The organism is Xanthobacter sediminis (assembly GCF_043195015.1).
GTDB lineage: Bacteria > Pseudomonadota > Alphaproteobacteria > Rhizobiales > Xanthobacteraceae > Xanthobacter.
This window is the reverse complement of record NZ_JBAFWH010000007.1, coordinates 170,470-195,873: the sequence shown is the minus strand read 5'-3', so window position 1 is coordinate 195,873 and position 25,404 is coordinate 170,470. Positions and strand designations below refer to the sequence as shown.

24 protein-coding genes are annotated in these 25,404 nt (G+C 70.4%); 15 read left to right on the top strand and 9 right to left on the bottom strand.

Annotated features, from left to right (window positions below):
• Nucleotides 1-210: 210 nt before the first annotated feature.
• Genes V5F61_RS11675 through V5F61_RS11645 form a run of 7 tightly spaced genes read left to right on the top strand, consistent with a single transcriptional unit; the run spans nucleotide 211 to nucleotide 5,807 of the window.
• The gene (locus V5F61_RS11675; protein ID WP_393988019.1) at nucleotides 211-765 is read left to right on the top strand and encodes a Na+/H+ antiporter subunit E; all 555 of its coding nucleotides are present in this window, start codon (nucleotides 211-213) and stop codon (nucleotides 763-765) included.
• On the top strand, nucleotides 758-1,033 hold the full coding sequence (locus tag V5F61_RS11670) for a monovalent cation/H+ antiporter complex subunit F (RefSeq protein WP_393988020.1): 276 nt from the start codon (nucleotides 758-760) through the stop codon (nucleotides 1,031-1,033). The genes V5F61_RS11675 and V5F61_RS11670 overlap by 8 nt, the downstream gene beginning before the upstream one ends.
• Entirely contained in the window at nucleotides 1,030-1,368 is a 339-nt protein-coding gene (locus V5F61_RS11665) for a cation:proton antiporter (RefSeq protein ID WP_393988021.1), read from the top strand. The genes V5F61_RS11670 and V5F61_RS11665 overlap by 4 nt, the downstream gene beginning before the upstream one ends.
• A complete protein-coding gene (locus V5F61_RS11660; protein WP_393988022.1) occupies nucleotides 1,365-2,291 on the top strand; it encodes an MnhB domain-containing protein in 927 nt (308 codons plus the stop codon). Before V5F61_RS11665 ends, V5F61_RS11660 begins: the two co-directional genes overlap by 4 nt.
• Entirely contained in the window at nucleotides 2,288-2,605 is a 318-nt protein-coding gene (locus V5F61_RS11655; protein ID WP_393988023.1) for an NADH-quinone oxidoreductase subunit K, read from the top strand. Before V5F61_RS11660 ends, V5F61_RS11655 begins: the two co-directional genes overlap by 4 nt.
• On the top strand, nucleotides 2,602-4,104 hold the full coding sequence (locus tag V5F61_RS11650; protein ID WP_393988024.1) for a complex I subunit 5 family protein: 1,503 nt from the start codon (nucleotides 2,602-2,604) through the stop codon (nucleotides 4,102-4,104). The genes V5F61_RS11655 and V5F61_RS11650 overlap by 4 nt, the downstream gene beginning before the upstream one ends.
• Nucleotides 4,104-5,807, top strand: coding sequence for a complex I subunit 5 family protein (locus V5F61_RS11645; RefSeq protein ID WP_393988180.1), 1,704 nt, complete (start codon nucleotides 4,104-4,106; stop codon nucleotides 5,805-5,807). The genes V5F61_RS11650 and V5F61_RS11645 overlap by 1 nt, the downstream gene beginning before the upstream one ends.
• Nucleotides 5,808-5,826: 19 nt before the next feature.
• On the opposite strand, the gene V5F61_RS11640 is transcribed toward V5F61_RS11645, so the two are convergent.
• Nucleotides 5,827-6,693, bottom strand: a complete 867-nt coding sequence (locus V5F61_RS11640; protein ID WP_393988025.1) for an alpha/beta fold hydrolase — start codon at nucleotides 6,691-6,693, stop codon at nucleotides 5,827-5,829.
• Nucleotides 6,694-7,368: 675 nt separating this feature from the next.
• Between V5F61_RS11640 and V5F61_RS11635 the strand changes: the two genes are divergently transcribed.
• The 7 genes from V5F61_RS11635 (at nucleotide 7,369) to pyrC (ending at nucleotide 17,292) form a co-directional block, all read left to right on the top strand.
• The gene (locus V5F61_RS11635; protein ID WP_393988026.1) at nucleotides 7,369-8,484 is read left to right on the top strand and encodes an efflux RND transporter periplasmic adaptor subunit; all 1,116 of its coding nucleotides are present in this window, start codon (nucleotides 7,369-7,371) and stop codon (nucleotides 8,482-8,484) included.
• Nucleotides 8,481-11,570: an efflux RND transporter permease subunit gene (locus tag V5F61_RS11630; RefSeq protein WP_393988027.1), complete on the top strand. Its 3,090-nt coding sequence runs from the start codon at nucleotides 8,481-8,483 to the stop codon at nucleotides 11,568-11,570. Before V5F61_RS11635 ends, V5F61_RS11630 begins: the two co-directional genes overlap by 4 nt.
• Nucleotides 11,571-11,733: 163 nt before the next feature.
• Complete coding sequence (locus tag V5F61_RS11625; RefSeq protein WP_393988028.1) at nucleotides 11,734-12,759, top strand: patatin-like phospholipase family protein; 1,026 nt, start codon at nucleotides 11,734-11,736, stop codon at nucleotides 12,757-12,759.
• Nucleotides 12,760-12,778: 19 nt separating this feature from the next.
• A complete protein-coding gene (locus tag V5F61_RS11620) occupies nucleotides 12,779-14,242 on the top strand; it encodes a GntP family permease (RefSeq protein WP_393988029.1) in 1,464 nt (487 codons plus the stop codon).
• A 50-nt stretch (nucleotides 14,243-14,292) separates the two neighbouring features.
• The gene (locus V5F61_RS11615) at nucleotides 14,293-14,796 is read left to right on the top strand and encodes a YqhA family protein (RefSeq protein WP_393988030.1); all 504 of its coding nucleotides are present in this window, start codon (nucleotides 14,293-14,295) and stop codon (nucleotides 14,794-14,796) included.
• Nucleotides 14,797-14,908: 112 nt separating this feature from the next.
• The gene (gltS, locus tag V5F61_RS11610) at nucleotides 14,909-16,129 is read left to right on the top strand and encodes a sodium/glutamate symporter (RefSeq protein ID WP_393988031.1); all 1,221 of its coding nucleotides are present in this window, start codon (nucleotides 14,909-14,911) and stop codon (nucleotides 16,127-16,129) included.
• Nucleotides 16,130-16,236: 107 nt separating this feature from the next.
• Nucleotides 16,237-17,292 carry a dihydroorotase gene (gene pyrC, locus V5F61_RS11605; RefSeq protein ID WP_393988032.1) on the top strand — a complete coding sequence of 352 codons (1,056 nt, stop codon included), beginning with the start codon at nucleotides 16,237-16,239 and terminating at the stop codon, nucleotides 17,290-17,292.
• A 52-nt stretch (nucleotides 17,293-17,344) separates the two neighbouring features.
• Here the strand turns inward: pyrC and V5F61_RS11600 are convergent, their stop codons facing one another.
• A complete protein-coding gene (locus V5F61_RS11600; RefSeq protein WP_393988033.1) occupies nucleotides 17,345-17,767 on the bottom strand; it encodes a VOC family protein in 423 nt (140 codons plus the stop codon).
• A gap of 96 nt (nucleotides 17,768-17,863) precedes the next feature.
• On the opposite strand from V5F61_RS11600, the gene V5F61_RS11595 reads away from it, so the two are divergent.
• Nucleotides 17,864-18,724 carry a LysR family transcriptional regulator gene (locus V5F61_RS11595; protein ID WP_393988034.1) on the top strand — a complete coding sequence of 287 codons (861 nt, stop codon included), beginning with the start codon at nucleotides 17,864-17,866 and terminating at the stop codon, nucleotides 18,722-18,724.
• Nucleotides 18,725-18,894: 170 nt separating this feature from the next.
• Here the strand turns inward: V5F61_RS11595 and V5F61_RS11590 are convergent, their stop codons facing one another.
• The 7 genes from V5F61_RS11590 to V5F61_RS11560 all read right to left on the bottom strand — a co-directional run bounded on the left by V5F61_RS11590 (nucleotide 18,895) and on the right by V5F61_RS11560 (nucleotide 25,390).
• The gene (locus tag V5F61_RS11590; RefSeq protein ID WP_393988035.1) at nucleotides 18,895-19,344 is read right to left on the bottom strand and encodes a DNA polymerase III subunit chi; all 450 of its coding nucleotides are present in this window, start codon (nucleotides 19,342-19,344) and stop codon (nucleotides 18,895-18,897) included.
• Nucleotides 19,345-19,513: 169 nt separating this feature from the next.
• Entirely contained in the window at nucleotides 19,514-21,010 is a 1,497-nt protein-coding gene (locus V5F61_RS11585) for a leucyl aminopeptidase (protein WP_393988036.1), read from the bottom strand.
• A 411-nt stretch (nucleotides 21,011-21,421) separates the two neighbouring features.
• The gene (gene rpsP, locus V5F61_RS11580; protein ID WP_393988037.1) at nucleotides 21,422-21,796 is read right to left on the bottom strand and encodes a 30S ribosomal protein S16; all 375 of its coding nucleotides are present in this window, start codon (nucleotides 21,794-21,796) and stop codon (nucleotides 21,422-21,424) included.
• Nucleotides 21,797-21,810: 14 nt separating this feature from the next.
• A complete protein-coding gene (locus V5F61_RS11575) occupies nucleotides 21,811-22,320 on the bottom strand; it encodes a hypothetical protein (protein ID WP_393988038.1) in 510 nt (169 codons plus the stop codon).
• Nucleotides 22,317-23,873: a signal recognition particle protein gene (gene ffh / locus V5F61_RS11570; protein WP_393988039.1), complete on the bottom strand. Its 1,557-nt coding sequence runs from the start codon at nucleotides 23,871-23,873 to the stop codon at nucleotides 22,317-22,319. Before ffh ends, V5F61_RS11575 begins: the two co-directional genes overlap by 4 nt.
• Nucleotides 23,874-24,060: 187 nt before the next feature.
• Nucleotides 24,061-24,633, bottom strand: a complete 573-nt coding sequence (locus V5F61_RS11565) for a hypothetical protein (protein WP_393988040.1) — start codon at nucleotides 24,631-24,633, stop codon at nucleotides 24,061-24,063.
• A gap of 106 nt (nucleotides 24,634-24,739) precedes the next feature.
• The gene (locus V5F61_RS11560; RefSeq protein WP_393988041.1) at nucleotides 24,740-25,390 is read right to left on the bottom strand and encodes a VWA domain-containing protein; all 651 of its coding nucleotides are present in this window, start codon (nucleotides 25,388-25,390) and stop codon (nucleotides 24,740-24,742) included.
• Between the last annotated feature and the right edge of the window lie 14 nt (nucleotides 25,391-25,404).

Genomic DNA, 25,404 nt, shown 5'->3' with positions numbered 1-25,404 from the left:
GGCGGCATGCTCCGCCGGGGGCTTTCCGCTCACGTCGGGCTGGCCGTCGCGCCCCGTATGTGGTGGGAATGGAGCGGGGTGGAAGAGCGTATCGCGCTGCCGGCGGTGTCCGCATCGGCCGGTGGCGGAGCCGAGGGACACACGAGCCAGTATGAACGCGTTCTCCATGACCCATCACGCGCAGGGCCACCGCGCGGGCGGTGGTGCCGCATGAGCATGGCATCGGCCGAAGAGGCGTGGGATGTTCCCCGTTCGCCGGAGGCGTGGCAGCGCGCCCTGCGCAGCTTCTGGTTTTTCCTCGCCTGGATCGCCCTGGGGCGGGTGGGCGTCGCCGATCTCATCGTCGGCGCGGCGGCGAGCGTGCTCGCCGGCCAGCTCAGCCTGCGCCTCATCCCGCCGGCCTTGCATGCGCCCGATCTGCTGGCGATCGGTCGTTTTCTTCTTCATTTCCTGCGCCGCTCGGCCGCTGCGGGCCTGGGCATGGCGCGGCGTGTGTTTCACCCCGCGCTGCCCCTGGCGCCGGGAGTGATGGCGGTGGAGTGCGGCCTGCCCCGCGGTCTTGCGCGGCAGGCCTTCGCTGCCGTGATCAGCCTTCAGCCCGGAGCCCTGCCCGTGGGCGAGGACGAGGATGCGCTGCTGCTCCATGTGCTCGATCTCGACGGGCCGGTGCTGGAGGAGCTGGAACAAGACCTCGACACGTTCCTGGACGCCCTGGGGCGGGACGCTTCGACCGCCAGTGAAGATGCGGAGGAGCGCCATGGCTGATTTCCTGGTCGCCGCCGCGGGCCTGCTGGTGCTTATCGCCGCCACCGGCCTGCTGGGGGTGTGGCGCAGCGGCGCCGTGGGTCGGATCATGGCGCTGCAACTGCTCGGCACCTGCGCCATCGCGGTGCTGCTGCTGCTCTCGGTGGCGCAGCAAGAGGCGGCGGCGCTCGACGTGGCTCTGCTGCTGGCGCTGCTCGGCGCCTGCGCGGTGGCGGCGTTCCGCGCCGTGGCGCTGCGTGGTCGCTCGCAGGGGAGGGGCGCGCCATGAGCCTTGCGCGCGATATTTTCACCCTGCTGCTGGTGGCGGGGGGGCTCCTGTTCTTCATTGCCGGCACCGTGGGGCTGCTGCGCCTGCCGGATCCGCTGGCGCGCCTGCATGCCCTGTCCAAGGCGGACAACATCGGCCTCGGCCTCATCGTGGTGGGCCTGCTGCCCCAGGCGGTGGCGCATGGCGGGTTGCTGGACGCGGCCAAGATGCTGGGCATCTGGCTGCTGCTGCAGGTCTCCTCCGGCGCCATCGCGCAATTGATGGCGGAGGTCGCTTATCGCGCGGCGCCGGAGCGCGGCGGGCCGGACGAGCGCGGGGAGGGCTCCGCGCCGTGAGCCTGCTGCTCGACGTTCCGCTGGCGCTTCTTGCCCTCGCGGCCGCGCTGCGGGCAGCTGCCGGCGGCGACGGCTTCGCACGGGTGGTGGCCTTCATGGCCTATGGCCTGGTGCTGGGGCTCGCCTGGGTGCGTCTCGCGGCGCCGGATGTCGCCCTCACCGAGGTGGCGGTGGGCAGCGGCATCACCGGGCTGGTGCTGCTGCAGGCGGCCGGCGATGCGCCCGCAAGCCGCGAGCGCAACGTGGGCCTGCTTTATCACCTGGGGGCCGGCGTGGTGGCGCTGGCAGTGTTCGCCACCCTCGCGCTGGTGGTGGTGCTGCTGCCGGAGCCTGCGCCGACCCTCGCGCCCGCTGTGGCGCAGGCGCTGCCCGCCACCGATCTTGGCAATCCGGTCACCGGGGTGCTCATCGTGTTCCGCGCCCTCGATACGCTGCTGGAAACGGTGGTGCTGCTCATCGCGCTGGTGGGGGTGTGGTCGCTCTCGGCGGACCCCGGCTGGCGCGGCGCGCCGGCGCCGCTATGGCCGGCCCCGCCTTCCGGCGCCCTCGATTTCCTGGCGCGGGTGGTGCTGCCAGTGGGGGCGCTGGTCGGCTTCTATATGTTCTGGGCCGGGGCGGACGTGCCCGGCGGCGCCTTCCAGGGCGGGGCGGTGCTGGCGGCCATGGGGCTGCTCGCCCTGATGGCCGGCCTCGCGCCCGCGCCGGAGCTCGGGAGCCGGCGGCTGCGGATAGCGGTGCTGGCGGGGCCGTTCGCCTTCCTCGCCGTGGGCGTCGCCGGCTGGGTGGTGGCAGATGCCTTCCTCGACTATCCCGATGGCATCGAGAAGCCGGTCATCATCGTGGTGGAGGCGGCTATCACGCTGTCCATCGCCGTCACCCTGGCGCTCCTGGTGCTCGGGCCGCCGGAAGGGAGGCGGGCATGAGCACGCCCGTCTTCTTCGGCCTCCTCGGCGCGGCGCTCTCCGCGATCGGCGTCTACGGCCTCATGGTAGGCCGCGATGCACTGGCGCGGATCCTCGCCTTCAACCTGATGGGCGGGGGCGTGTTCCTGGTGTTCGGCGTGGTGGCGCGGCGGGGCGCGGCGGTGGGGTTCGGCGCCGATCCGGTGCCGCAGGCGCTGGTCATCACCGGCATCGTGGTGGCGTTCTCGGCCACGGCGCTCGCGGTGGCGCTGCTGCGGCGCCTCGCCGCCCTGCGCGCGAGGGCCGGCGGCCCCAACCCGGAGGGCGAGGCGTGAGCGGCCCTGCGGGCTTCGAAGCCGGCGCCCTGCTGGTGGTGGCGGTGATCCTGCCGCTTGCCGCCTTGCCGCTGCTGCTTCTGCTGCCGGCCCGCGCGGCGGAGCGGGCGACGCTGGCGGTGCTGGGGCTCGGGCTCTTGGTGGCGCTTGCAGTCGCGGCTGCGGTGGGGCAGGGGAGCGCGGCGCTCTTCACCTTCATCGGCGGCTGGCGCCCGCCCCTGGGCGTGGGGCTGCGGGCGGACGGGCTCTCCGCCTTCATGCTGGTGATGACGGCGGTGGTGCTGCTCGCCACCGGCCTCTTCGCCATGACCGCCCCCGGCCGTCCGCGGGCGGCGGGCGAGCGCATGCCGCCCGCCTTCTGGATGCTGCTCGCGAGCGTGTTCAGCGCGCTGAACCTCGTGTTCCTGGCGGAGGATCTCTTCACTCTCTACGTGGCGCTGGAGATGCTCACCTTCGCGGCGGTGCCGCTGGTATGCCTCGACGGCAAGCCGGCGCAGGTGGAGGCGGCGCTGCGCTACCTGCTGTTCGCGCTGTTCGGCTCGCTGCTCTACCTGCTTGGCGTCGTCATCATCTACGGCCTCTACGGCACGCTCGACATCATCCTCCTGAAGCACGCCGCGAAGGCGAGCCCGGGCTTCGTGCTGGCACTCGCGGCCATGAGCGCGGGCATGATGGCGAAGGCAGCACTCTTTCCCCTGCACCTGTGGCTGCCGCCGGCCCATTCCGGCGCGCCGCCGGCGGCGAGCGCCATGCTCTCGGCGGTGGTCATCAAGGCGCCCATCTTCCTCTTGGTGCGCTTCTGGCTCGATCTCGCGCCCGCCGATCTCTCGGTGGCGGTGGCGCCGGTGCTGGCGGGCCTGGGCGCGGCGGCCATCCTGGTGGGCAGCCTCGTCGCCCTGGCGCAGCCGCGGCTGAAGCTGCTCATCGCCTATTCCACCGCCGCGCAGATCGGCTACCTCTTCCTCATGTTCCCGCTGGCGGCGCTGGCGAGCCCCTGGAGCGCGCTGGCCTGGACCGGCGGGGCCCTGCACCTTGCTTCTCATGCCTTCTCCAAGGCCGCCATGTTCATGGCCGCCGGCCTCATCGCCGAGGCCCTGGGGCATGATCGCATCGCTGGCCTTTCCGGCGCCGGGCGGGTGGTGCCGGTGGCGCTGGTGGCGTTCGGGCTCGGCGGGCTCTCGCTCATGGGCCTGCCGCCGGCGGGCGGCTTCGTGGCCAAGGTGATGCTGCTGAGCGCCGCCGTGCATCTCCAGGCATGGTGGATCGCGGGCGTGATCCTCCTGGGCGGCCTGCTGGCGGGCGGCTACGTGCTGAAGGTGGTGGTGCTCGCGCTGCAGCGCCCGGCCGAGCCGCTGGCGGCCCGGCCGGTGGAGCGCTGGCGCGAATGGGTGGCGCTCGCCCTCGCTTTGGTGGCGGTGGGCTTCGGCTTCGTGCCGCTGGAGCCCGCGCCCTTCCTGTTCATCGGCCGGCCGGCGAGCTGGGCGGAGCTGGTGCCGTGATGGGCGACATGCGCGCGACCGATCTTCTTCTCCTCGCCGCGGTGCTGGTGCCGCTCGCCTTGGCGCTCGCGTCGGTGAAGCCCTGGGTGCGGCGGCGTGCGGATGTGCTGCTGCTGCTGGCGCCGCTGCCGGGGCTCGCGGCGGCGCTGCTGGTGCCGGTGGGGCAATCGGTGCTGGTGGTGCCGCCGCCGTTCCGTCTCACCTTCGCGCTCGACCTGCCGGGCGCGGTGCTGCTGGGCGGCGCCGCGCTGCTGTGGCTGGCGGCCGGCCTCTATGCCGTCTCCTATCTGAGGGCGGACCCCGCCCGCGGCGCCTTCTCGGTGTGGTGGCTGCTGACCCTCGCGGGGTCGTTCGCGGTGTTCCTGGTGGCGGACGTGGCGAGCTTCTATCTCGCCTATGCGCTGGTGAGCTTCTCCGCCTTCGGGCTCGCCACCCACGACGACACCGCCGAGGCGCGCCGCGCCGGCAAGGTCTATCTCGCGCTCACGGTGCTGGGCGAGGCGCTGCTGATCGCCGCCTTCGTGATGCTCGCGTCCTCCGCCACCGAGGCCAATCCCCTGATCCGCGATGCGGTGGCAGGCCTTTCCGCCTCGCCGTGGAAGGCGGCCATCCTGGCGCTGCTGCTGGTGGGCTTCACCATGAAGATGGGCCTGTTCCCGCTCCATGTGTGGATGCCGCTGGCCCATGCGGTGGCGCCGGTGCCAGGCTCGGCGGTGCTGTCGGGCATCGTGGTGAAGGCGGGGGTGATCGGCCTCATCCGCTTCCTGCCGGGCGGGGACGCCTGGCTCGACTGGGGCGCGGGGCTGATGGCGGCGGGCCTGTTCACCGCCTATTACGGGGTCGCCGTCGGCCTCACCCAGCGCCACCCGAAGCGCGTCTTGGCCTATTCCACCATCAGCCAGATGGGCGTGGTGGCCACCGTTCTCGGCGCGGGGCTGAAGACGGGGGACGCGGCGGTGCCCGCCCTCGCCGCGTTCTATGCCCTCAGCCACATGCTGCTGAAGGGGGCCATGTTCCTCACCGTGGGCGTGGCGGCGGCGACCCCGCGGGCGCGGCTGGCGCCGGTGCTGGGGGTGGCGGCGCTGCTGGGCCTCAGCCTCGCCGGGCTGCCTTTCACCGGCGGTGCGCTCGCGAAATATGCGGTGAAGGACCCGATGGGGGAGGGGCTCGCGGGCGTGCTGCTGGCGCTCTCCGCCGTGGGCACCACGGTGCTGATGGCGCGCTACGTGCTGCTGCTCCTGAACGTGGCGAAGCCGGGCGCGGACACGACGGACGAAGCGGTGGCCGGAACCGGCTTCGCCGGGCTCTCCGTGGTGCCGGGCGAGGGGGCGCCCTGGGCGGTGCTGAGCGGCCTCGCGGTGCTGCTGCCGTTCGCGTTGTTCACGCCGGTGACGGGCGGAAGCCTCTCCATCCTGCTCAGCCTCTCCACCCTCATCAAGGGGCTATGGCCGGTGGCGCTGGGGCTCGGCGTGGCGGCGCTGATCTATCAGAAGCCGCCGCGCTTCGTGGAGCTGCCGCCGGGCGACATCATCGTCGCGGCCGCGCCCCTGGCGGCCGCCTATCGGGCCCTGCGGGACGGGGCGGTGGCGCTCGACACGGTGCTGCGGCGCTGGTCCACCGCCGCCCTCGCTTTGGTGATGCTGGTGCTGGTGCTCGCCTATGTGATGGCCGAGGCTGTCTTCCCGCCCGGCTTCGCACCCTGACCGCGCCCGGCGGCGGCCTTCAGAAGGACAGGCCGCCGAACCACGCCCCGAAGAAGCCGGCGTAGAGCTCCGGCGCCTCCACATTCATGGAATGGCCGACGCCGGGCACCGCGACGAAGCGGCAATCGGGCATTGCCTCGGCCATCAGCCTCAGGTCCGCCTCGCGGATCACCCCGTCGAAGGTACCCCAGGCCACGAGGTGGGGATGGCGGATGGCGCCCATGCGCGCCTTCAGCTCGCCGCTGCGCGCTTCCTGCGTCAGGGTTTCGGGGGTGCCGTGCCAGATGCCGTCGGAGACGGCGAAGGCCTGGTCCACGATGCGCTCGAACAGGGTGCCGCGCACGCCGGCATCGGCCCGCAGCCGCGGCGGCCCCTTGGCGAGGCTTTCCGGCTCGAACAGGCTTGGACAGGTGAGGGCCATGACCTGCCGGGTGAACGTCCTGTTCTTCTTCATCTCGCCGAAGACGGCCGCTTTGTCCTTGGGAAACTCGAAGCTCTGCGGCGCCACCGGGGAGAGCGAGAACACGCGCCCGAAGCGGTCCGGCTGCTTCAGCAGCATGCGGGTGGAGATGATGCCGCCCGTGGAATGGGTGGCGAGGTGGCAGAAGGAGACATCGAGCGCGTCGAGGGCGGCCAGCATGTCGTCCGCGTGGCGGGCGATGGAATAGTTGGAGAAGTCCGGGAGGGGCGCGGGCTTGTCGCTGTCGCCGCAGCCGCGCCAGTCCACGGCGATGGTGCGCACGCCGCGCGGGAAATGGGGCGCGGCGAGCTCGATCCAGTCCTTGCTGGCGAGGTTGCCGTGGATGAACAGCACGGTGACCTCACCCTCGCCCCATGCGCGCCAGGAGAGGGAGATGTCCCCCACTTCGATCCGGCCCTCGCCCATCCCGCCGTTCCTCCCGCCCGCGCGCCCGATGCGGCGCGACTCAAGACCCCGGCCAATCTTAGCCGCCGGCTTCCCCCTTGCGGAGAGCGGCGCGCGGTCGCCGTTGTCGTCGGCGCGCATGTGTTCGGCGCGAGCGTCGGCCGCACATTACATCGGTCGTGCCGGCGGTGGCGGGCTCTCTTCTTGAGCGGGCTGTAGAAGGGGGTGGGAATATACATGGCGCTGCCGCCACTCTCTCTCTCCGGATGCGCGCAGCGGGACTGTATTCTTGCGTGCTCTATGGTTTTTGTAGTATGAGGCTTCTGGTCATTTTAAGGTTACAATCCCGCTGTTTTTGCATATGACGCGAGTATTCGACCTTTGGGTGATATAGTTTGGTCGCAGGCAAGCCGATGTGCGCGCTTGTGATGCATCTTTTATTGGCCTCATCTCGCTGCCGTTCCGCTCCATCTCTTGCTGCGGTGCGGGAACGAGGATATTGGTGGGGCGACTTTCTGCAATGCTATCCGCGGTGCGGGTGCCTTTGAATAGGGATGGCGCGCATTGATCTCGTGACAGGTTTCGGCTTCGCGGCGCCAGGGGCATGACCCCGTGTGCGCCGGTCCGGAACGGGCCTCGGCGATCCGCGCGCATGGAAAGGAAACGTTCGTGGCTGCGCTGATGACGAGACGGGAAATGGCGGACGCGTCCGGCCTGCGGGCGGGCAGGTGGGCGGGACGGCTCGCGGCGCTGTCGCTTGCGGCCTTCGCCCTCACCGGCTGCGGCGAGGAAAAGAAGGACGCGGTGGCGGAGATCCGCCCCGTGCGCACCATCGTCACCGCCAACCGGATCGCCGGCGACGCCCTCTCCCTCACCGGCCATGTGGAGGCGGAGAACGAGGCCTCCTATGGCTTCCGCATCGGCGGGCGCATCGTCGAGCGCCTCGTGAACGTGGGCGACCAGGTGAAGCCGGGCCAGGTGCTGGCGCGGCTCGATCCGCAGAATGAGCAGAATGCCGTGCGCTCGGCCCAGGCCGCGTTGTCCGCCGCCAATGCCAACCTCACCCAGACCCGCAACCAGTATGAGCGCCAGCGCCAGCTCCTCGCCCGCGGCTTCACGCCCCGCGCGCAGTACGAGCAGGCCGAGCAGGCGTTCCTCAATGCCCGCTCCCAGGTGGAGGACGCGGAGGCCCAGCTCAAGATCGCCGAGGACCGCCTGGGCTACACCGAGCTGAAGGCCGACACGTCGGGCGTCGTCACCCAGCGCCGGGCCGAGCCCGGCGAGGTGGTGCAGGCGGGGCAGACCGTGATCCAGGTGGCGCGCCAGGACGGGCGCGACGCGGTGTTCGAGGTGCCCGCCCAGGTGCTCGGCTCCACCGCCGGCGATCCCGAGGTGCAGGTGAGCCTCACCGCAGACCCGGCCGCGACCGCCATGGGCCGCGTGCGCGAGGTCTCGCCCCAGGCCGACCCGGTGACCCGCACCTTCCGCGTGCGTGTCGGCCTCATCGATCCGCCCGCCGCCATGCGCCTCGGCACCACCGTGACCGGACGCGTGGTGATGGACACCGGCCCCGTGATCGAGGTGCCGGCGAGCGCCCTCACGCGCCTGAACGGCAAGCCCGCGGTGTGGGTGGTGGACCCCAAGGCCTTCACGGTCAGCCTGCGCAACGTGGAGGTGCTGCGCTTCACGCCCGCCGCCGTCTCGGTGGCCGAGGGGCTGAAGCCGGGCGAGGTGGTGGTCACCGCCGGCGTGCAGGCGCTTCATCCCGGGCAGAAGGTGCGCCTTCTCGGCGGCGCGGGGGCCGGGCTGTGAAGGGCTTCAATCTCTCTGCCTGGGCGCTGAGGCACCGCTCGGTCATCATCTATCTCATGGCGATCGCGGTGGTGGCGGGCGTCATGGCGTTCCGCAACCTCGGCCGCGCGGAGGACCCCACCTTCGTCATCAAGACCATGGTGGTGCAGGCCAACTGGCCCGGCGCCACCATCGAGGAGACCTTCAAGCAGGTGGCCGAGCGCCTGGAGCGCAAGCTGCAGGAAGTGCCCAAGCTCGACTATCTGGAGAGCTACACCAAGGCCGGCACCACCACCATCTTCGTGCACCTGAAGGGCTCGGCCACCGCCGCCGAGGTGCCGGACATCTGGTATCACGTGCGCAAGAGCGTGGGCGACATCCGCCACACCCTGCCCCAGGGCATCGTCGGGCCTTTCTTCAACGATGAGTTCGGCGACACCTTCGGCATCATCTACGGCTTCACGGCGGACGGCTTCACCCAGCGCGAGCTGCGCGACCATGTGGAGGACATCCGCTCCGAGCTGCTGCACGTCCAGGACGTCTCCAAGATCGAGCTCCTGGGCGCGCAGGACGAGCGCATCTTCCTCGAATTCTCCATGCGGGAGCTGGCGAGCCTCGGCATCGACCGCGCGGCGGTGCTCGCCGCCCTCCAGCGGCAGAACATCGTGCAGCCGGCGGGCGAGATCCGCACCAATGCGGAGAACATGTCGGTGCGCGTCTCCGGCGCGTTCGAATCGGAAGCCGACATCGCCAACGTGAACTTCGTGGTGAACGGCCGGCTCATCCGCCTCGCCGACATCGCCACCATCCACCGCGCCTATGCCGATCCGCCCCAGCCCATGTTCCGGGTGAACGGCAAGCCGGCCATCGGCCTTGCCATCGCCATGCAGGACGGCGGCGACATCCTCGCCATGGGCAAGGCCATCGACGGCACCATGAACCGGCTCATCGCCAACCTGCCCATCGGTATCGAGGCCCATCTCGTCGCCGACCAGGCGGTGACCGTGAACAACGCCATCGCCGAGTTCATGGAGAGCCTGTGGCAGGCCATCGCCATCATCCTGGTGGTGTCGTTCATCGCGCTCGGTGTGCGCGCGGGCGCCATCGTCGCGCTGGCCATCCCGCTCACGCTGGCCGTGGTGTTCGCGCTGATGCAGATCGCGCACATCGACATGCAGCGCATCTCCCTTGGCGCGCTCATCATCGCCCTGGCGCTGATGGTGGACGACGCCATGACCACCACCGACGCCACGCTGACGCGCCTCGCCGCCGGCGACGACAAAGTCACCGCCGCTTCCTATGCGTTCAAGGCCTATGCGGCGGCGATGCTGGCGGGCACGCTGGTGACGGTGGCAGGCTTCGTGCCGGTGGGCTTCGCCGCCTCCTCGGCGGGCGAATACACCTTCACCCTGTTCGCTGTGGTCACCATCGCGCTCCTGGTGTCGTGGATCGTGGCGGTGCTGTTCACGCCGCTGCTGCAGGTGGTGATCCTGAAGGCGCCGCCGAAGGAGAGCGTGCCCGATCCGGACGCCCCGCCCAAGGGCGTGCTGGGCCTGTACCATGCTTTCCTGGTGCTGTGCCTGAGGATGCGATGGGCGACGGTAGCCGTCACGATCGGCCTGTTCGTGCTCTCGGTGCTGGCGCTGCCGCTGATCCCGCGCCAGTTCTTCCCCTCCTCCGACCGGCCTGAGCTGCTGGTGGACCTCGCCTCGCCGCAGAATGCCTCCATCTACGCCAGCGAGACGGTGGCTGAGACCTTCGACAAGGTGCTCCAGGGCGATCCGGACGTGGCGCGCTGGTCCACCTATGTGGGCCGTGGCGCCATCCGCTTCTACCTGCCGCTCGACGTGCAATTGCCCAACGACTTCTTCGCCCAGACCGTGATCGTGGCGCAGGACGTGGCGGCCCGCGACCGGCTGCGCAAGAAGCTGGAGAAGGTGCTGGCGGAGGACTTCCCCCAGCTCGTCTCCCGCATCTCGCCGCTGGAGCTGGGCCCGCCCGTGGGCTGGCCGGTGCAGTACCGCGTCTCGGGCCCGGACATCGAGAAGGTGCGCGCGATCGCATTCGATCTCGCAGCCACGGTGGCTTCCGATGGCGACGCGGTGAAGGTCAATTACGACTGGATCGAGCCGGCCCGGCAGGTGCGGGTCGAGGTGAACCAGGACGAGGCGCGCCTGCTCGGCCTCTCCACCGCCCAGCTCGCGGGGGTGATGAACACCGTGCTCTCCGGCGCGCCGGTGACCCAGGTGCGCGACGACATCTATCTCGTCAACGTGGTGGCCCGCGCCACCGACGAGGAGCGCGTCTCCCTCGACACCCTGGCCACCCTGCAGGTGCCGCTGCCCAACGGCCGCACCGTGCCGCTGAGCCAGATCGCCACCTTCCGCTTCGACCAGGAATATCCGGTGATCTGGCGGCGCGACCGCGTGCCCACCCTCACCGTCCAGGCGGACGTGAAGCCGGGCGTGCTGCCGGAGACGGTGGTGGACGCGCTCTCGCCCAGGATCGATGCCCTGCGCAAGACGTTGCCGCCCGGCTACGACATCGCGGTGGGCGGCACGGTGGAGGAGAGCGCGGCCTCCCTCGCCTCGGTCATGGCGGTGGTGCCGGTGATGCTGCTCATCATGTTCACCGTGCTCATGTTCGAGCTCAGGAGCTTCCAGCGCATGGTGATCGTGCTGTCGGTGGCGCCGCTCGGGCTCATCGGCGTGGTGGCGGCGCTGCTCGCCTCCGGCCGGCCGCTGGGCTTTGTGGCCATCCTGGGCGTGCTGGCGCTGATCGGCATGATCACCAAGAACGCGGTCATCCTCATCGGCCAGATCGAGGCGGACCGGGCCGCGGGCAAGAAGGTGTGGGATGCGGTCATTGCCGCGTCCTCGGCCCGCTTCCGGCCCATCATGCTCACGGCGGTGTCCACGGTGCTGGGCATGATCCCCATCGCGCCGACGGTGTTCTGGGGGCCCATGGCGTTCGCCATCATGGGCGGCCTGCTGGTGGGCACGCTGCTCACGCTCATCTTCCTGCCGGCGCTCTACGTGGCGTGGTTCGGGCCGGACACGCCGCCCGAGCACGCGCCGGCTCAGGCCGGGCAGGCCCAAACGGCATGATGCAGGCCCCCCGGCGGGCGGCGCCGGGGACCGCCCGCGCCGCCGGAACGGGCGGGGGCAATGGGAACAGGGCCGGCCCGCCGGCCGCCCGGACGGAGGCCGCCATCGCGGCCCGGTCGGGCGCGGCGGCGGGCGGGCGCGGAATGCGAGAAGGGGATCGCGGATGGAACGGGAACCGGTGCTGGTGGATTTCGCCCTGCAGGGCGGGGGCTCCCACGGGGCGTTCACCTGGGGCGTGCTGGATCGCCTGCTGGAGGAGACCTGGCTCGATATCGAGGGCGTCTCTGGCACCTCGGCCGGCGCCATGAACGCGGCGGTGCTGGCGGACGGCTACGCCGCCGGAGGCCGTGAGGGCGCGAAGGCGGCGCTGGAGAATTATTGGCGCCACGTGTCGGAAGAAGCCCGCTTCAGCCCCTTCCAGCGGACCTTGTGGGACAAGATGCTGGGCCGCTGGTCGCTGGACGAGGCGCCGGGCTTCCTGTTCATGGACCTGATGACGCGGGTGTTCTCGCCCTACCAGTACAATCCGCTCGGCCGGAACGCGCTGGCGCCGATCCTGGAGAAGCAGATCGACTTCGAGCGGCTGCGCAGTTCGCCCATCCAGGTGTTCATCACCGCCACCAACGTGCGCACGGGCCGGCCGCGGGTGTTCCGCAACGCCGAGATCACCCCGAACGTGCTGATGGCCTCCGCCTGCCTGCCCACCCTGTTCCAGGCGGTGGAGATCGACGGCGAGGCCTATTGGGATGGCGGCTATTCCGGCAATCCCACCCTGGCGCCGCTGGTGAACCAGCTGAAGAGCGACGACACCATCCTCATCCCCATCAATCCGCTGGAGCGCCCGGGCACGCCTCGGACGCCCACGGAGATCCTCAATCGCCTGAACGAGGTCTCGTTCAACTCGGTGGCGATCAAGGAACTCTACATGATGGCGCTGCTGCACCGCCACCTGAGCGACCTGAAGGCCGACAGCGAGGCCTGCGAATGGGCGCGGATGCGCGTGCACATCGTGCGCAACCCCGTCATGAACACTCTCGGCTTCTCCTCCAAGCTCAACGCCGAGTGGGAGTTCCTGAGCTGGCTGAAGGAAGAAGGCCGCAAGGCCGCCGACGTGTTCCTGGCGGAGCACGGGCACGACATCGGCAAGGCATCCACCGTGGACTTCGAGCAGCTCCTGTCCGAGCTGTGAAACTGGCGGAGCAGTGAGCATGGGTCTCCTCGGCATCCTGGTCGGCCTCGCCGTCCTCATCTACTTCGCCTTCAAGGGCTCCTCGATCCTCATCATCGCGCCGGTGGCGGGGCTGATCGTGGCGGCGTTCGCGGGCGAGCCCCTGCTCGCGAGCTGGACCCAGACCTTCATGCCGAACGCGGCGCAGTTCGTGGCGCAGTTCTTCCCGCTGTTCCTGCTCGGCGCGGTGTTCGGCAAGCTGATGGAGGATTCCGGCTCGGTCACCTCCATCGCCCAATACATGACGCAGAAGCTCGGGGCCGAGCGGGCGGTGCTGGCGGTGGTGCTCGCGGGCGCCATCGTCACCTATGGCGGCGTCAGCCTGTTCGTCGCCTTCTTCGTGCTGGTGCCCATGGCGGTGGAGCTGTTCCGGGCGGCGCAATTGCCGCGGCGGCTGATGCCGGCGGCGGTGGCGCTCGGCACCACCACCTTCACCATGTCGGCCATGCCCGGCACGCCCTCCATCAACAACGCCATCCCCATGCCCTTCTTCGGCACCACGCCGTTCGCGGCGCCGGGCCTTGGCCTCATCGCCTCGGCGGTGATGCTCGGCTTTGGCCTGTGGTGGCTGAAGCGCGCGGAGGTCAAGGCCCGCGCGCGGGGCGAGGGCTTCGGCGGCGTGGTGCTGGACCCGGCGGCCAGCGTGGAGAAGGCGGCGGAAGATCCCATCGTGCGTGAGCGGGCCACCACGTCCGGCGCCTTCGATCCGGCCGAGATCGAGCACAGCAAGGGCAGCGTGCAGGGGCCCTCCATCCTTCTCGCGGCCCTGCCCATCATCGTGGTGGTGGCCGTGAACCTGCTGATGTCGTTCGTGGTCCTGCCGCGGCTCGACGTCTCCTTCCTGGCCGAGGAGCGCTGGGGCGGGGTGACGCTGGCGGCGGTGGGCGGCGTGTGGTCCGTCATCACGGCGCTGATCGCGGCCATCATCACGGTGATCGCCATCAACTTCCGCTCGGTGCCGGTGCTGCGCGCCACCATGGCGGCGGGCGCCAATGCCTCGGTGCTGCCCATTCTCTCAGTGGGGAGCCTGGTCGGCTTCGGCGCCATCGTGGCGGCCACCCCGGCATTCGAGGACGTGCGCAACTGGGTGCTGGGCATCGAGGGCGGGCCGCTGGTGTCGCTGGCGGTGGCCACCAACATCCTGGCCGCGCTCACCGGCTCCGCCTCGGGCGGCCTCACCATTGCCCTTGACGCGCTCGGGCCCACCTACATGAAGATCGCCCAGGAGATCGGCATGGACCCGGCGCTGATGCACCGCGTGGCGGTGATCGGCTCCGGCACCCTCGACAGCCTGCCCCACAATGGTGCGGTGGTGACGCTGCTGTCCGTGTGCGGCGTGACCCACAAGGAAGGCTATCTCGACATCGTCATGGCCGCCATCGTCAGCGCTCTGCTGGCGCTCGCCGTCGTGATCGTGCTCGGGACGCTGGTGGGCAGCTTCTGACGGCTCGAGGTCGGCGCCGGCCTGCCCGGCGCCGACCCGAAGGAGGACGCATGACCGCGCTGATCTCCCGCCTCGTGGTGCTGTGCCGCTATGCGCTGGTGCCGCTGTTCGTGGGGCTGGCCCTGGCACTGGCGCTGGTGGTGGCCGCCTTCTTCATGCAGCTGTGGTCCTTCCTCTGGCGCCTGCCCTCGGCCAGCGACGCGGAGGTGCTGATGGGCCTGCTCTCGCTCATCGACCTGACGCTGGTGGGCGGGCTCGTGGTCATCGTCATCTGCTCGGGCTACGAGAACTTCGTCGGCCGCATCGACCGCCGCCACGCCGAGGGCTGGCCGGACTGGATGCGGCGGGTGAGCTTCTCCGGCCTCAAGCAGAAGCTGTTCGCCTCCATGATGGCCATCGCCGGCATCACCCTGCTCAAGGCGCTCATGAAGCTGGAGATTTCCGTGAGCGAGGCCCAGGTGAAGTGGCTTGCCATCGCCAACGTCATCTTCATCTGCGGCTATGCGGCGCTCGCCGTGACCGACCACTTCACCCACCACCGCGACACGGACTGACGCCGCCCGCCCGGCGGAAAATCGACGCTGCAAGGCTCAGGCGGGGGGTGAGAAGTCCGCCTGTTTGTGCTTTTGTCGCGGGACAGCGGGACCCAGAACCATCGGGAGAACCATGCCGGCGACCTACGAGGCCCAGGGCCTGCTCACCTTCACCACCGCCATCCTGGTCTATTTCGTCGGCGTGGGCCTCAATTCCGTGATCGCGCCGCTGCGCCGCTGGAACATTCCAGAGGCGGTGACGGGCGGCCTGCTGGCGGCCATCAGCACCCTCGTCGCCTACCGCGTGTTCGGGCTCGCCATCTCGTTCGACCTCACCGCGCGGGACATGCTGCTGCTTTATTTCTTCACCGGCATCGGCCTCAATGCGCGCCTGGCGGACCTCGTCACCGGCGGCCGTCCGCTCGCCATCCTGCTGGTGCTCACGGTGGCGTATCTCGCCGTGCAGAATCTGGTGGCGCTGGGCGGGGTGGCCGCGCTCGGCCTGCCGGACGGGCTCGCGCCGCTGCTCGGCTCGGTCTCCCTCATCGGCGGCCACGGCACCACCATCGCCTGGGCGCCCCTCATCTCCGAGCGATTCGGCCTCTCCAACGCGCTGGAGGTGGGCATCGCCAGCGCCACCCTGGGCCTTGTCATCGCCAGCGTGGTGGGCGGGCCGGTGGCCGGCATCCTCATCAAGCGCCACAAGCTGCGCTCCGACGAGATCCTGCCGCCCATGGTGGGCCTGCCGGAGCACGATGTGGGCCCCGATGCCGGCAAGGTGACCTACGACAACATCCTGAGCGCGCTGCTGGTGCTCAACATCGTCATCCTCATCGCCTACGCGCTGGAGGACGTGGTGGAGATGACCGGCATCAAGCTGCCCATGTTCGTGGTGTGCCTGCTGGTGGCCATCGTCATCACCAACACCGCGCCGGCCCTGCTGGGACGCACGCCCTGGGCCAGCGCCTGGCCCGCCCGCACGCCGGCGCTGGCGCTGATCTCCGACCTGTCGCTCAAGATCTTCCTCGCCATGTCGCTCATGAGCATGCAGCTCTGGACGCTCGGCGGCCTGGGGCCGGCGCTGGCGGTGGTGCTGGGGCTGCAGACCCTGGTGGCGGTGGGCTACATCCTGTTCGTGGTGTTCCCGGCCATGGGCCGCAACTACCAGGCGGCGGTGATCTCGGCCGGCTTCACCGGCATCAGCCTGGGCGCGACCCCCACCGCCATTGCCAACATGACGGCCGTGACCAAGACCCACGGGCCCGCGCCCACCGCCTTCATCATCCTGCCACTGGTGTCGGCCTTCTTCATCGACATCGCCAACGCCATCGCCATCGGCTTCATGATCCGCTGACGGCGCGAGGCCGCCGCCCGCGAAACGCACTTGCCTTGGCGCGGCATCCGTGGCGATTTCCGCGCAGGCGGGCGCGCGCGGCCCGCGAGATGTCCGAAGGAACGACCATGGCAGACGCCACCCTCCGCACCCTCACCCTCCGCCGGCCCGACGACTGGCACCTCCACCTGCGCGACGGCGCGGTGCTGCAGGCGGTGGTGGGGGAGACCGCGCGCCACTTCGCCCGCGCCATCGTGATGCCGAATCTCGTGCCCCCCGTGGTCACGGGCGCGCAGGCGGCCGCCTATCGCGATCGCATCCGGGCCGCCGTGCCGCAGGGCATGGACTTCACCCCGCTCATGACCGTCTACCTCACCGAGGAGACCGACCCGGCGGACCTCAAGGCCGCCAAGGCCGACGGCATCATCCACGCGGTGAAGCTCTATCCCGCCGGCGCCACCACCAATTCGGCCTCCGGCGTGCGGGATTTCTCCAAGGTGCAGAAGGTGTTCGACACCATGGCCGAGATCGGCCTGCCTCTGTGCGTGCACGGGGAGGTGACGGACCCGGCGGTGGATATCTTCGACCGCGAGGCGGTGTTCATCGAGCAGGTGCTGGAGCCCCTGCGCCGCCGCACGCCCGGCCTCAGGGTGGTGCTGGAGCACATCACCACCCGCGACGGCGCCGATTATGTGCGCCAGGGCGGGGACGACATCGCCGCCACCATCACGGTGCAGCACCTCATCATCAACCGCAACCACATCCTGGTGGGGGGCATCAAGCCGCACTATTACTGCCTGCCGGTGGCCAAGCGCGAGGAGCACCGCCTCGCGGTGCGTGCCGCCGCCACCTCGGGCGACGGCCATTTCTTCCTGGGCACCGACAGCGCCCCCCATCTCGACCCCGCCAAGGAGAGCGCCTGCGGCTGCGCCGGCTGCTACACCGCCACCAATGCCCTCTCGGCCGTGACCGAGGTGTTCGAGCAGGACGGCGCGCTCGACCGCCTGGAGGCTTTCATTTCCCTCAACGGCCCGGCCTTCTACCGCCTGCCGCCAAATGAAGCGCGCATCACCCTCGCCAAGGGCGAGGTGGCGGTGGAGTATCCGCGCAAGATCGAGACCGGGGCGGGGCCGCTCACGGTGTTCGACCCCACCTTCCCCCTGCACTGGCGCGTGGTGGGCTGAGATGACGACGCCCCGGCCACGGCCGGGGCATCCACTTCGCCTGAAAATGCTCTCAATGGGCGAAGACGCTCTCGAAATCCTTGAAGCCCTTGATTTCGATGGGGTTCCCCGAGGGATCGAAGAAGAACATGGTGCGCTGCTCGCCGGGCTCGCCCTCGAACCGGATCACCGGCGGGATGTCGAAGGCAATGCCGGCCTTCTCAAGCCGCTCCGCCAGCGCGAACCAGTCGTCGAGCGGCAGCACGGCGCCGAGATGCGGCATCATTACCATGTGCTCGCCCACCTTGCCGGTGCGCGTCACCGGGAAGGGGGTGCCCAGGTGCAGCGAGATCTGGTGGCCGAAGAAATCGAAGTCCACCCAGGTGTCGGTGGAGCGCCCCTCCGCGCAGCCGAGCACGCCCCCGTAGAAGCGGCGGGCGGCGTCGAGATCGGTCACATGGAAGGCGAGGTGGAACAGGGACCTGGGGGCGCTCATGGGCGGGCTCCGGACGCGGGAGGTTTGACCGCTGATTAGCCCATGCCCTACGATGCAAAAACTATATAATTGCGTCTCTCAGGCTAAGGTTTCCTTTTGGATCTGCGCTTCCTTCAGAGCCTGATTGCGGTGGCGGAGACCGGCTCCATCGCCGCCGCCGCCCGGCGGGAGAAGCTGACCGCCGCCGCCGTGAGCCAACGGGTGCAGGCGCTGGAACGCGAGCTGGATTGCGTGCTGCTGGTCCGCAGCGCCCATGCCGCTCGCCCCACGCCCGCGTGCCTCGCGCTGTTGCCGCGGGCGCGGCGGCTCCTGCGCGAGGCGGCGCTGCTAAGGGATGACATCGCCGGCGGCGCGCTCTCCGGGGAGCTGGTGGTGGGCGCCATCTCCACCATGCTCACGGGGCTGATGCCCGGCGCGCTCGACGCGCTTACCCGCACCGCGCCGGGGCTGAAGCTGCAACTGGTGCCGGGCAGCTCGCTCCAGCTCTACGAGCAGCTCGCCCACGGCGCGCTCGATGCGGCGGTGCTGGTGGCGCCGCCCTTCGCCTTGCCCAAGGGGCTGGCGGCGCGCCTGCTGCGCACGGAGCCGCTGGTACTGCTGAGCCGGGAGCCGGTGGCGCGCGAAGAGGTGGAGGTGGCCATCGGGGCGGGGCCGTTCATCCGCTACGACCCCGCCTCCTGGGGCGGACGGCTGGCGGCGGACTATATGAAGGCGCGCGGCCTGTTTCCCGAGGTCCGGTGCGATCTCGACGCGCTGGAGACCATCGCCCTGCTGGTGGCACGCGGCATGGGCCATGCGCTGGTGCCCCTGTGGCCGGGGCTGGAGGCGAGCGGCCTCCACATGCGCCTGGTGCCGGATGCACAGGATTTCGCGCGGCGCATCGTCTGCCTCCATCCGGCGCTGCCGGCGCGGGCGCAGGCGCTGGGCGTGCTCATCGATGCGCTCGACGGCGCCTGATTGAGGCCGCGTTCGGGAGAGGATGGGTATGCATGCCCGGCGCGCTGCGCGGGGCGGGCTTTCGGGCCGGCACCCTCGGCCCCGGTCTTTGACCGGTGCCGCGCGGGTTTCGCGCAAGCGCCGCGCGGGCTTGGCCCAAGGCCCGTGAGAAAAGCCCACTGTCGTTGGCCTCAGGCCTTGCGCACCCAGCGGCTGTTCTCGTCCTGCTGCCAGTAGGTGAGGGCGTGGCCCTGGGCCTTCGCCTCGCGCCAGCGCTCGCGCGCGGCGGCCACCTGCTCGGTGTCGCGACCGTCGAACAGATGCACCACGCGGGTATAGGGCGCGGCGTCGGAGAGTGGCACCGCATCCACCAGGAAGCGGATCTGCGCGCCGTTGGGATTGGCCTCGGTGGTGGCAATCAGCACCGGCTGGCGCTCGGGCTGGGGCTGGGCCTCGGTGCCGTGGGGCATGAAGGAGGCTTCGTTATAGGTCCACAGGTGGGCATCGAGTGCATCGCGCCGCTCGGCCGAGCCGCATTGCACCACGCACCGCCAGCCGCGCTCCAGGGATTTCTCCAGCAGCGTGGGCAGCACCTGCTCCAGGGGGCGGCGCTCGAGGTGGTAGAACAGAACTTCGGTCATGGCGGCCGGCGGGAGGCTTCAGGTGCGCCTTTCTCCCGCGCCCGGAGGCGCGGCGCAAGGGCGGATGCGCGCAACGGCGCGCCGCTTTTCCTCCGCGGGAAATGCGAAAGGCGGCGAGGGAGCCTCGCCGCCTTAATCGTGCGCGACCGGAGAAGGCCTGGAGAGTGCCTCAGCCCTCGTAATGATCCTTCACGAGCTGGTTCAGCAGGCGCACGCCCCAGCCCGAGCCCCAGCTCTTGTTGATGTCGGACGCCGGGGAGGCCATGGCGGTGCCCGCCACGTCCAGGTGCGCCCACGGGGTCTTCTCCACGAAGCGCTGGAGGAACTGGGCGGCGGTGATGGAGCCGGCGTTGCGGCCGCCGGTGTTCTTCATGTCGGCGAACTTGCTGTCGATCAGCTTGTCGTATTCCGGGCCCAGCGGCAGGCGCCACACCCGCTCGCCGGTCTCGGTGCCGGCCTTGGCGAGGTTCTCCGCCAGCGCGTCGTCGTTGGAGAACAGCCCCGCATATTCCTGCCCCAGGGCCACCAGGATGGCGCCGGTGAGGGTCGCGAGGTCGATCATGAACTTGGGCTTGAAGCGGTCCTTCGCGTACCAGAGCACGTCGGACAGCACGAGCCGGCCCTCGGCATCGGTGTTGATGACCTCGATGGTCTGGCCGGAGAGGGAGGTGACGATGTCGCCGGGGCGCTGGGCGGCGCCGTCGGGCATGTTCTCCACGAGGCCGATGACGCCCACCGCGTTCACCTTCGCCTTGCGGGCGGCGAGGGCATAGAGAAGGCCGGTGACGCAGGCGGCCCCGCCCATGTCGCCCTTCATGTCCTCCATGCCGGCGGCGGGCTTGATGGAGATGCCGCCGGTGTCGAAGGTGACGCCCTTGCCGATGAAGGCCACCGGGGCCTCATCCTTGGCGCCGCCGTTCCAGCGCATCACCACCACGCGGCTTTCCTTGATGGAGCCCTGGCCGACGCCCAGCAGCGCGCGCATGCCGATCTCATGGAGCTGGGCGTCGCCCAGCACCTCCACCTCCACGCCCACGCCGGAGAGGTGCTCCTCGGCGCGGCGGGCGAATTCGACGGGGTCGAGCACGTTGGCAGGCTCGTTCACCAGATCGCGGGCGAGCAGCACGCCATCGGCCACGCCCTCCCGCGCGGCCCAGGCGCGCCTGGCGCCGGCCTCGTCGGAAACGAGCAGGCCGAGGGTGAGGGCGCCGCGCTCGGCGTCGTCCTTCTTCTTGGTCTTGTAGCGGTCGAACTCATAGGCCCTGAGGCTGGCGCCGAGGGCGATCTCGGCCACGGATTCCGGGGCGATCTTGGTGCCGGGCAGCTCCACCAGCACGCTCGCCTCGCGGGCGTTGGCGGGGATCTTGCCGGCGATGACGCCGCCGAGCTTCAGGAAATCGGTGGCCTTCAGCTCCGCCGCCTTGCCCACCGACAGCACGATGAGGCGCGGCGCGTCGAGCCCGGCGGGGGCGAGCAGGTCGAGCCCCGAAAAGGCCTTGCCCTTGAAGCGCTCGGCGTCGAAGGCGCGGGTCAAGGCGGCGTCGGCGCCCTTCAGCAGCTTCTGGGTGGCGGTGCCGAACGCCAGCGTCTCGTCGGTGAGCACGATCACCACGCCCTTGGGGGCGGAGGCGAGTTTGGCGAACGAGAGGGTCAGGGGCTCGGACATGCAACGCTCCAGGGAGTTGGAGGTGAAGGAATGGGGCGCGGGCGCGCCTTTGTCTAGATGCGGGCGAGAGCACCGGCGGGGCGCGCGGCGCTTCGGGCGGGTCACGGCTTAGATAGGAAGCGCCGTGGCGGCTGGAAAGTCCCGGCGGCGCGGGCGCGGGAGAAAGGCGGGGGCAGGCCTCCCGGTTCCGGGTCGAGCCGGCGCGGGACGCAGGATGGTCCGAGAGGGGGAGGCGCGCGGATGACGCTTTCAGGCCCTGCGGGCCCGGCATCTTGGAACGGCGGCGCGCTTCTGCACGAAGGAGGGGGCGGACCGCGATGCGATCCGCCTGCAATTGCGTCGCCCGTAGGGGCGATCCCGGCACCCATGTGGGCGCCGGAACGCGGGGCGGCGTGCGCCGCCCGCGCGGGATCACTCGGCCGGGGCGTCCTCGGCGGGGGCAGCGGCGGCGGCGGCCTTCTCGGCCTTCTCCTTGGCGCGCTCCTTGGCCTTCTCGCCGGGCTCGGCCTTCTTGGGGTTGTTGCGGGCATCGCGCTTCAGCAGGCCGGCGGCGTCCAGGAAGCGGGCGACACGGTCGGTGGGCTGGGCGCCCTTCTCGAGCCACGCCTTGGCCTTCTCGGTGTCGAGCACCACGCGGTTCTCGGCATCCTTGGCCAGCAGCGGATTGAAGGTGCCGATCTTCTCGATGAAGCGGCCGTCGCGGGGCGAGCGGGTGTCGGCGATGACGATGCGGTAGTAGGGACGCTTCTTGGCGCCGCCGCGGGCGAGACGGATCTTGAGGGACATTGTTCTTCCTTTCGTCAGCTCTTCTTCTTGATCTCAGCGGACGCGCGGTCCCACTCTGACTTCAAGATTCTGGATGTGGTGTCGGATATGGTCTTCAGGTCCTGGTCAATCTGCCGGCCCAGGCCCGCGTCCGCGCTCTGCGAGAAGAGAGCGAGGGAGCTGCGGGTCTGCTCCAGTTCGTCCTTGAGGATCCTGTGTTCGGCTTCGTTCGGGTTCAGCATCAGAACGATGTAGCTCTCGATCCTCATGATATCGGTATGAAGATCGTCGATCTCGTTCTTGATTCCCTGCGATGCCTTCTTCTTCAGGATGTGCGCGGCCCCGATGAATTTCGAGACCTCGGTCCTCAAATTCTCTATCCAATTCACCCGGAAGGAGGCGATGCGATGGTTCGCTTCCATCCGGATGTTGGCCATGGTCGTGCGCAGCGTGACCATGGCGATGAAGATCGTGGCAATTCCGACCACGAGATTCCCGAGGTCGATCTGGATATTTTCCAATATCCATGCCGTGATCGGGTTCATTTTTTCTTCGGTTTCCCGAGGCCCGGAAGTCCCGGAGGAAGGCCCTTGGGCAGGCCGGGCAGGCCGCCGGGGAACTGGGACGGAAGCCCGCCGCCGGGCAGGCCGGGGAAGCTGGGCGGCAGGCCGCCGCCGGCCGCGCCGGGGCCGCCGGCGCCCATCTTCTCCGCCATCTCCTGGAGCATCTCGGGGGAGGGGCCGCCGCCCCCGAAGCCCATCATGCTGGCAAGGCCGGCGAGCGGGCCGCGCTTGCCGGCGGGGCCGCCCATGGCCTTCATCACGTCCGCCATCTGCCGGTGCATCTTCAGGAGGCGGTTGATCTCCTCCACCTTGGTGCCGGAGCCGGCGGCGATGCGGCGCTTGCGGGAGGCGTCGAGCAGCTTGGGGTGCGCGCGCTCCTTCGCCGTCATGGAGCCGATGATGGCCACCTGCCGCTTGAACACCTTGTCGTCGAGGTTGGCGGAGGCGATCTGGTTCTTCATCTTGGCGACGCCCGGCAGCATGCCCATGAGGCCGCCGAGCCCGCCCATCTTCTGCATCTGCTGGAGCTGGCTGCGCAGGTCCTCGAGGTCGAAGGTGCCTTTGCGCATGCGCTCGGCGGTCACCTTCGCCTTCTCGATGTCGATGGCCTCGGCGGCCTTCTCCACCAGGGCCACCACGTCGCCCATGCCGAGGATGCGGCCGGCCACGCGGTGAGGATCGAAATCCTCCAGCGCGTCCATCTTCTCGCCGGTGCCGAGCAGCTTGATGGGCTTGCCGGTGACGGCCCGCATGGAGAGCGCGGCGCCGCCGCGCCCGTCGCCGTCGGCGCGGGTCAGCACGATGCCGGTGAGGCCCACGCGCGCGTCGAAGGCCTTGGCGGTGTTCACCGCGTCCTGGCCGGTGAGGCTGTCGGCCACCAGCAGCACTTCGTGCGGGCCGGTGGCGGCCTTCACCTCCGCCACCTCGGCCATCAGCGCCTCGTCGAGGGTGACGCGGCCGGCGGTATCGAGCATCACCACGTCGTAGCCGCCGAGGCGGGCGGCATCGAGCGCGCGCTTGGCGATCTGTACCGCGCTCTGGCCGGCGACGATGGGCAGCGTCGCCACCTCCACCTGGGTGCCGAGGGTGGCGAGCTGCTCCATGGCCGCCGGGCGGCGGGTGTCGAGCGAAGCCATGAGCACCTTGCGCTTGTTGCGCTCGGTGAGCCGCCTGGCGATCTTGGCGGTGGAGGTGGTCTTGCCCGAGCCCTGGAGGCCCACCATCAGGATGGGCAGCGGGGCGGGGGCGTTGAGATCGATGGGGTCGGCGTCGGAGCCGAGGGTGGCGACCAGCTCGTCATGGACGATCTTCACCACCATCTGGCCGGGGGTCACCGACTTGATGACCTCCACGCCCACGGCGCGGTTACGCACCCGGTCGGTGAAGGAGCGCACCACGTCGAGGGCGACGTCGGCCTCGATGAGCGCGCGGCGCACCTCGCGCATGGCCTCGCCGACGTCGGCTTCGGTCAGCGCGCCGCGTCGCTTCAGCTTGTCGAGTATGCCGCCGAGGCGGTCGGAGAGGTTGTCGAACATGGGCGTCCGTCTGGTTCGTTCTCACAAGCGACAAGACAACGCCGAACGCGCCCGAGGGCGCATCGCGCTGTCGGGCGGTGACCTCCGGGCGTGGGGCCCGGTCGGCGGATCGGCGTGGCCGTCCTTGTGAAGGGGCGGTGCTTAGCAGGTTTGCCGGCCGCTGGCAAATGGGCGCGCCGCCCGCGCCTCAGGCGGAAAGGGCGGCTCCGGCGAGCGCCACGGCCAGCACCGCCAGCCAGCAGGCGGCGGCGCGGCGGAAGAGGAGGGGCGTGGCGCCGCTCGCGCCCCGGCGCAGCAGCGCGCCCGCCCCGGCCCAGATGGTCGCCACCGCCAGCACCGAGGCGGCGAAAAGGCCGGCATGGAGGGCGAAGTCCGGCGCGCCGCCGCGCGGCAGCAGGACGAGGCCGATGACGAGCGCCTTGGGGTTCAGGAGCGTGGTCGCGAACACGCGGCCGGCCGTGACCTCCCCCGCCGCGCCGTGGGCGGCGTCCGGCAGCCAAAGTTTTACCGCGAGCACGGCGACCCACAGGGCGGCGGCGAGCTTCACCAGCCGCGCGGCCTCGGGCCACTGGGCGAGGGTCTCGGCGCCGAACGCCGCGAGCGGAAGCGTCACCAGCAGGTAGGCGATGAGCTCCGCCGGCATGAGGCGCGCGGCACGGGGAAGGCCCCCTGTGGTGCCCGCCAGGGCGAGCAGGGTGTTGGTGGGGCCGGGGGTGAGCAGCAGGGCCCACACGGCGAAGAGAAACTCAGCGGTTCCCAATGGCGTTCCTCAAGCTCGCTACGCCGCCTGCCCGCCGTTTCCGGGAGGGACGGCGGCATGTGCCCCGCCGGGGGCCGTTCTCCCTGCGCCTTCTCTCCCGCCGGGCTCAGCGGATGCCGCCCGGCGGCGGGGCCGGCGCATCTATGGTTTCGGCCAATGCCGCGTCGAGGGTCGCGGCATTGGCCGCTTCCATGTAGCTGCCGCCGGTGTTGCGGGCGATGCAGGCCACCTGCGCCCCTTCCTCGCGCGAGAGGCCGAAGCCGATGACGTGGGCGGTGAAGCCAGGCGCCGCCCGCTTGAGCTCGGCCGCCACGGCGCAGGGATCGCCCTCGCAGGTCTCGACGCCGTCGGTGACGAGCACGACGGTCGCGGGCGCATCGGCGGGCCGCAGGGCTTCCGCGGCCTTGCGCAGCGCCGCCGCCAGCGGCGTCATGCCGAGGAAGTGCATGGATTTCACTGCCCCCCGCACCGCCGGGCCGGACCCCGGCGCGGGCGGGACGAGCAGCTCGATGTCGGCGCAGTCGCCCTTGCGGCGGTGGCCGTAGGCCATCAGTCCCACCGGGCGGTCCGCCGGCAGTCGGGCGGCGGCCTTGTCGATCGCCTCCCGCGCGGCGGCGAGCTTGCGCTGCCCGCCGGCCACGCCCCACATGGAGCCCGAGCCGTCGAGGATGATGAGGGTGCGCGGCGCCTCTCCGGCCAGGGCCGGCGCGGCGCAGAGAGCCGCGAGCAAGGCGAGCATCGTCCGGGCGAGCCTCATCGGTATGAACCTCC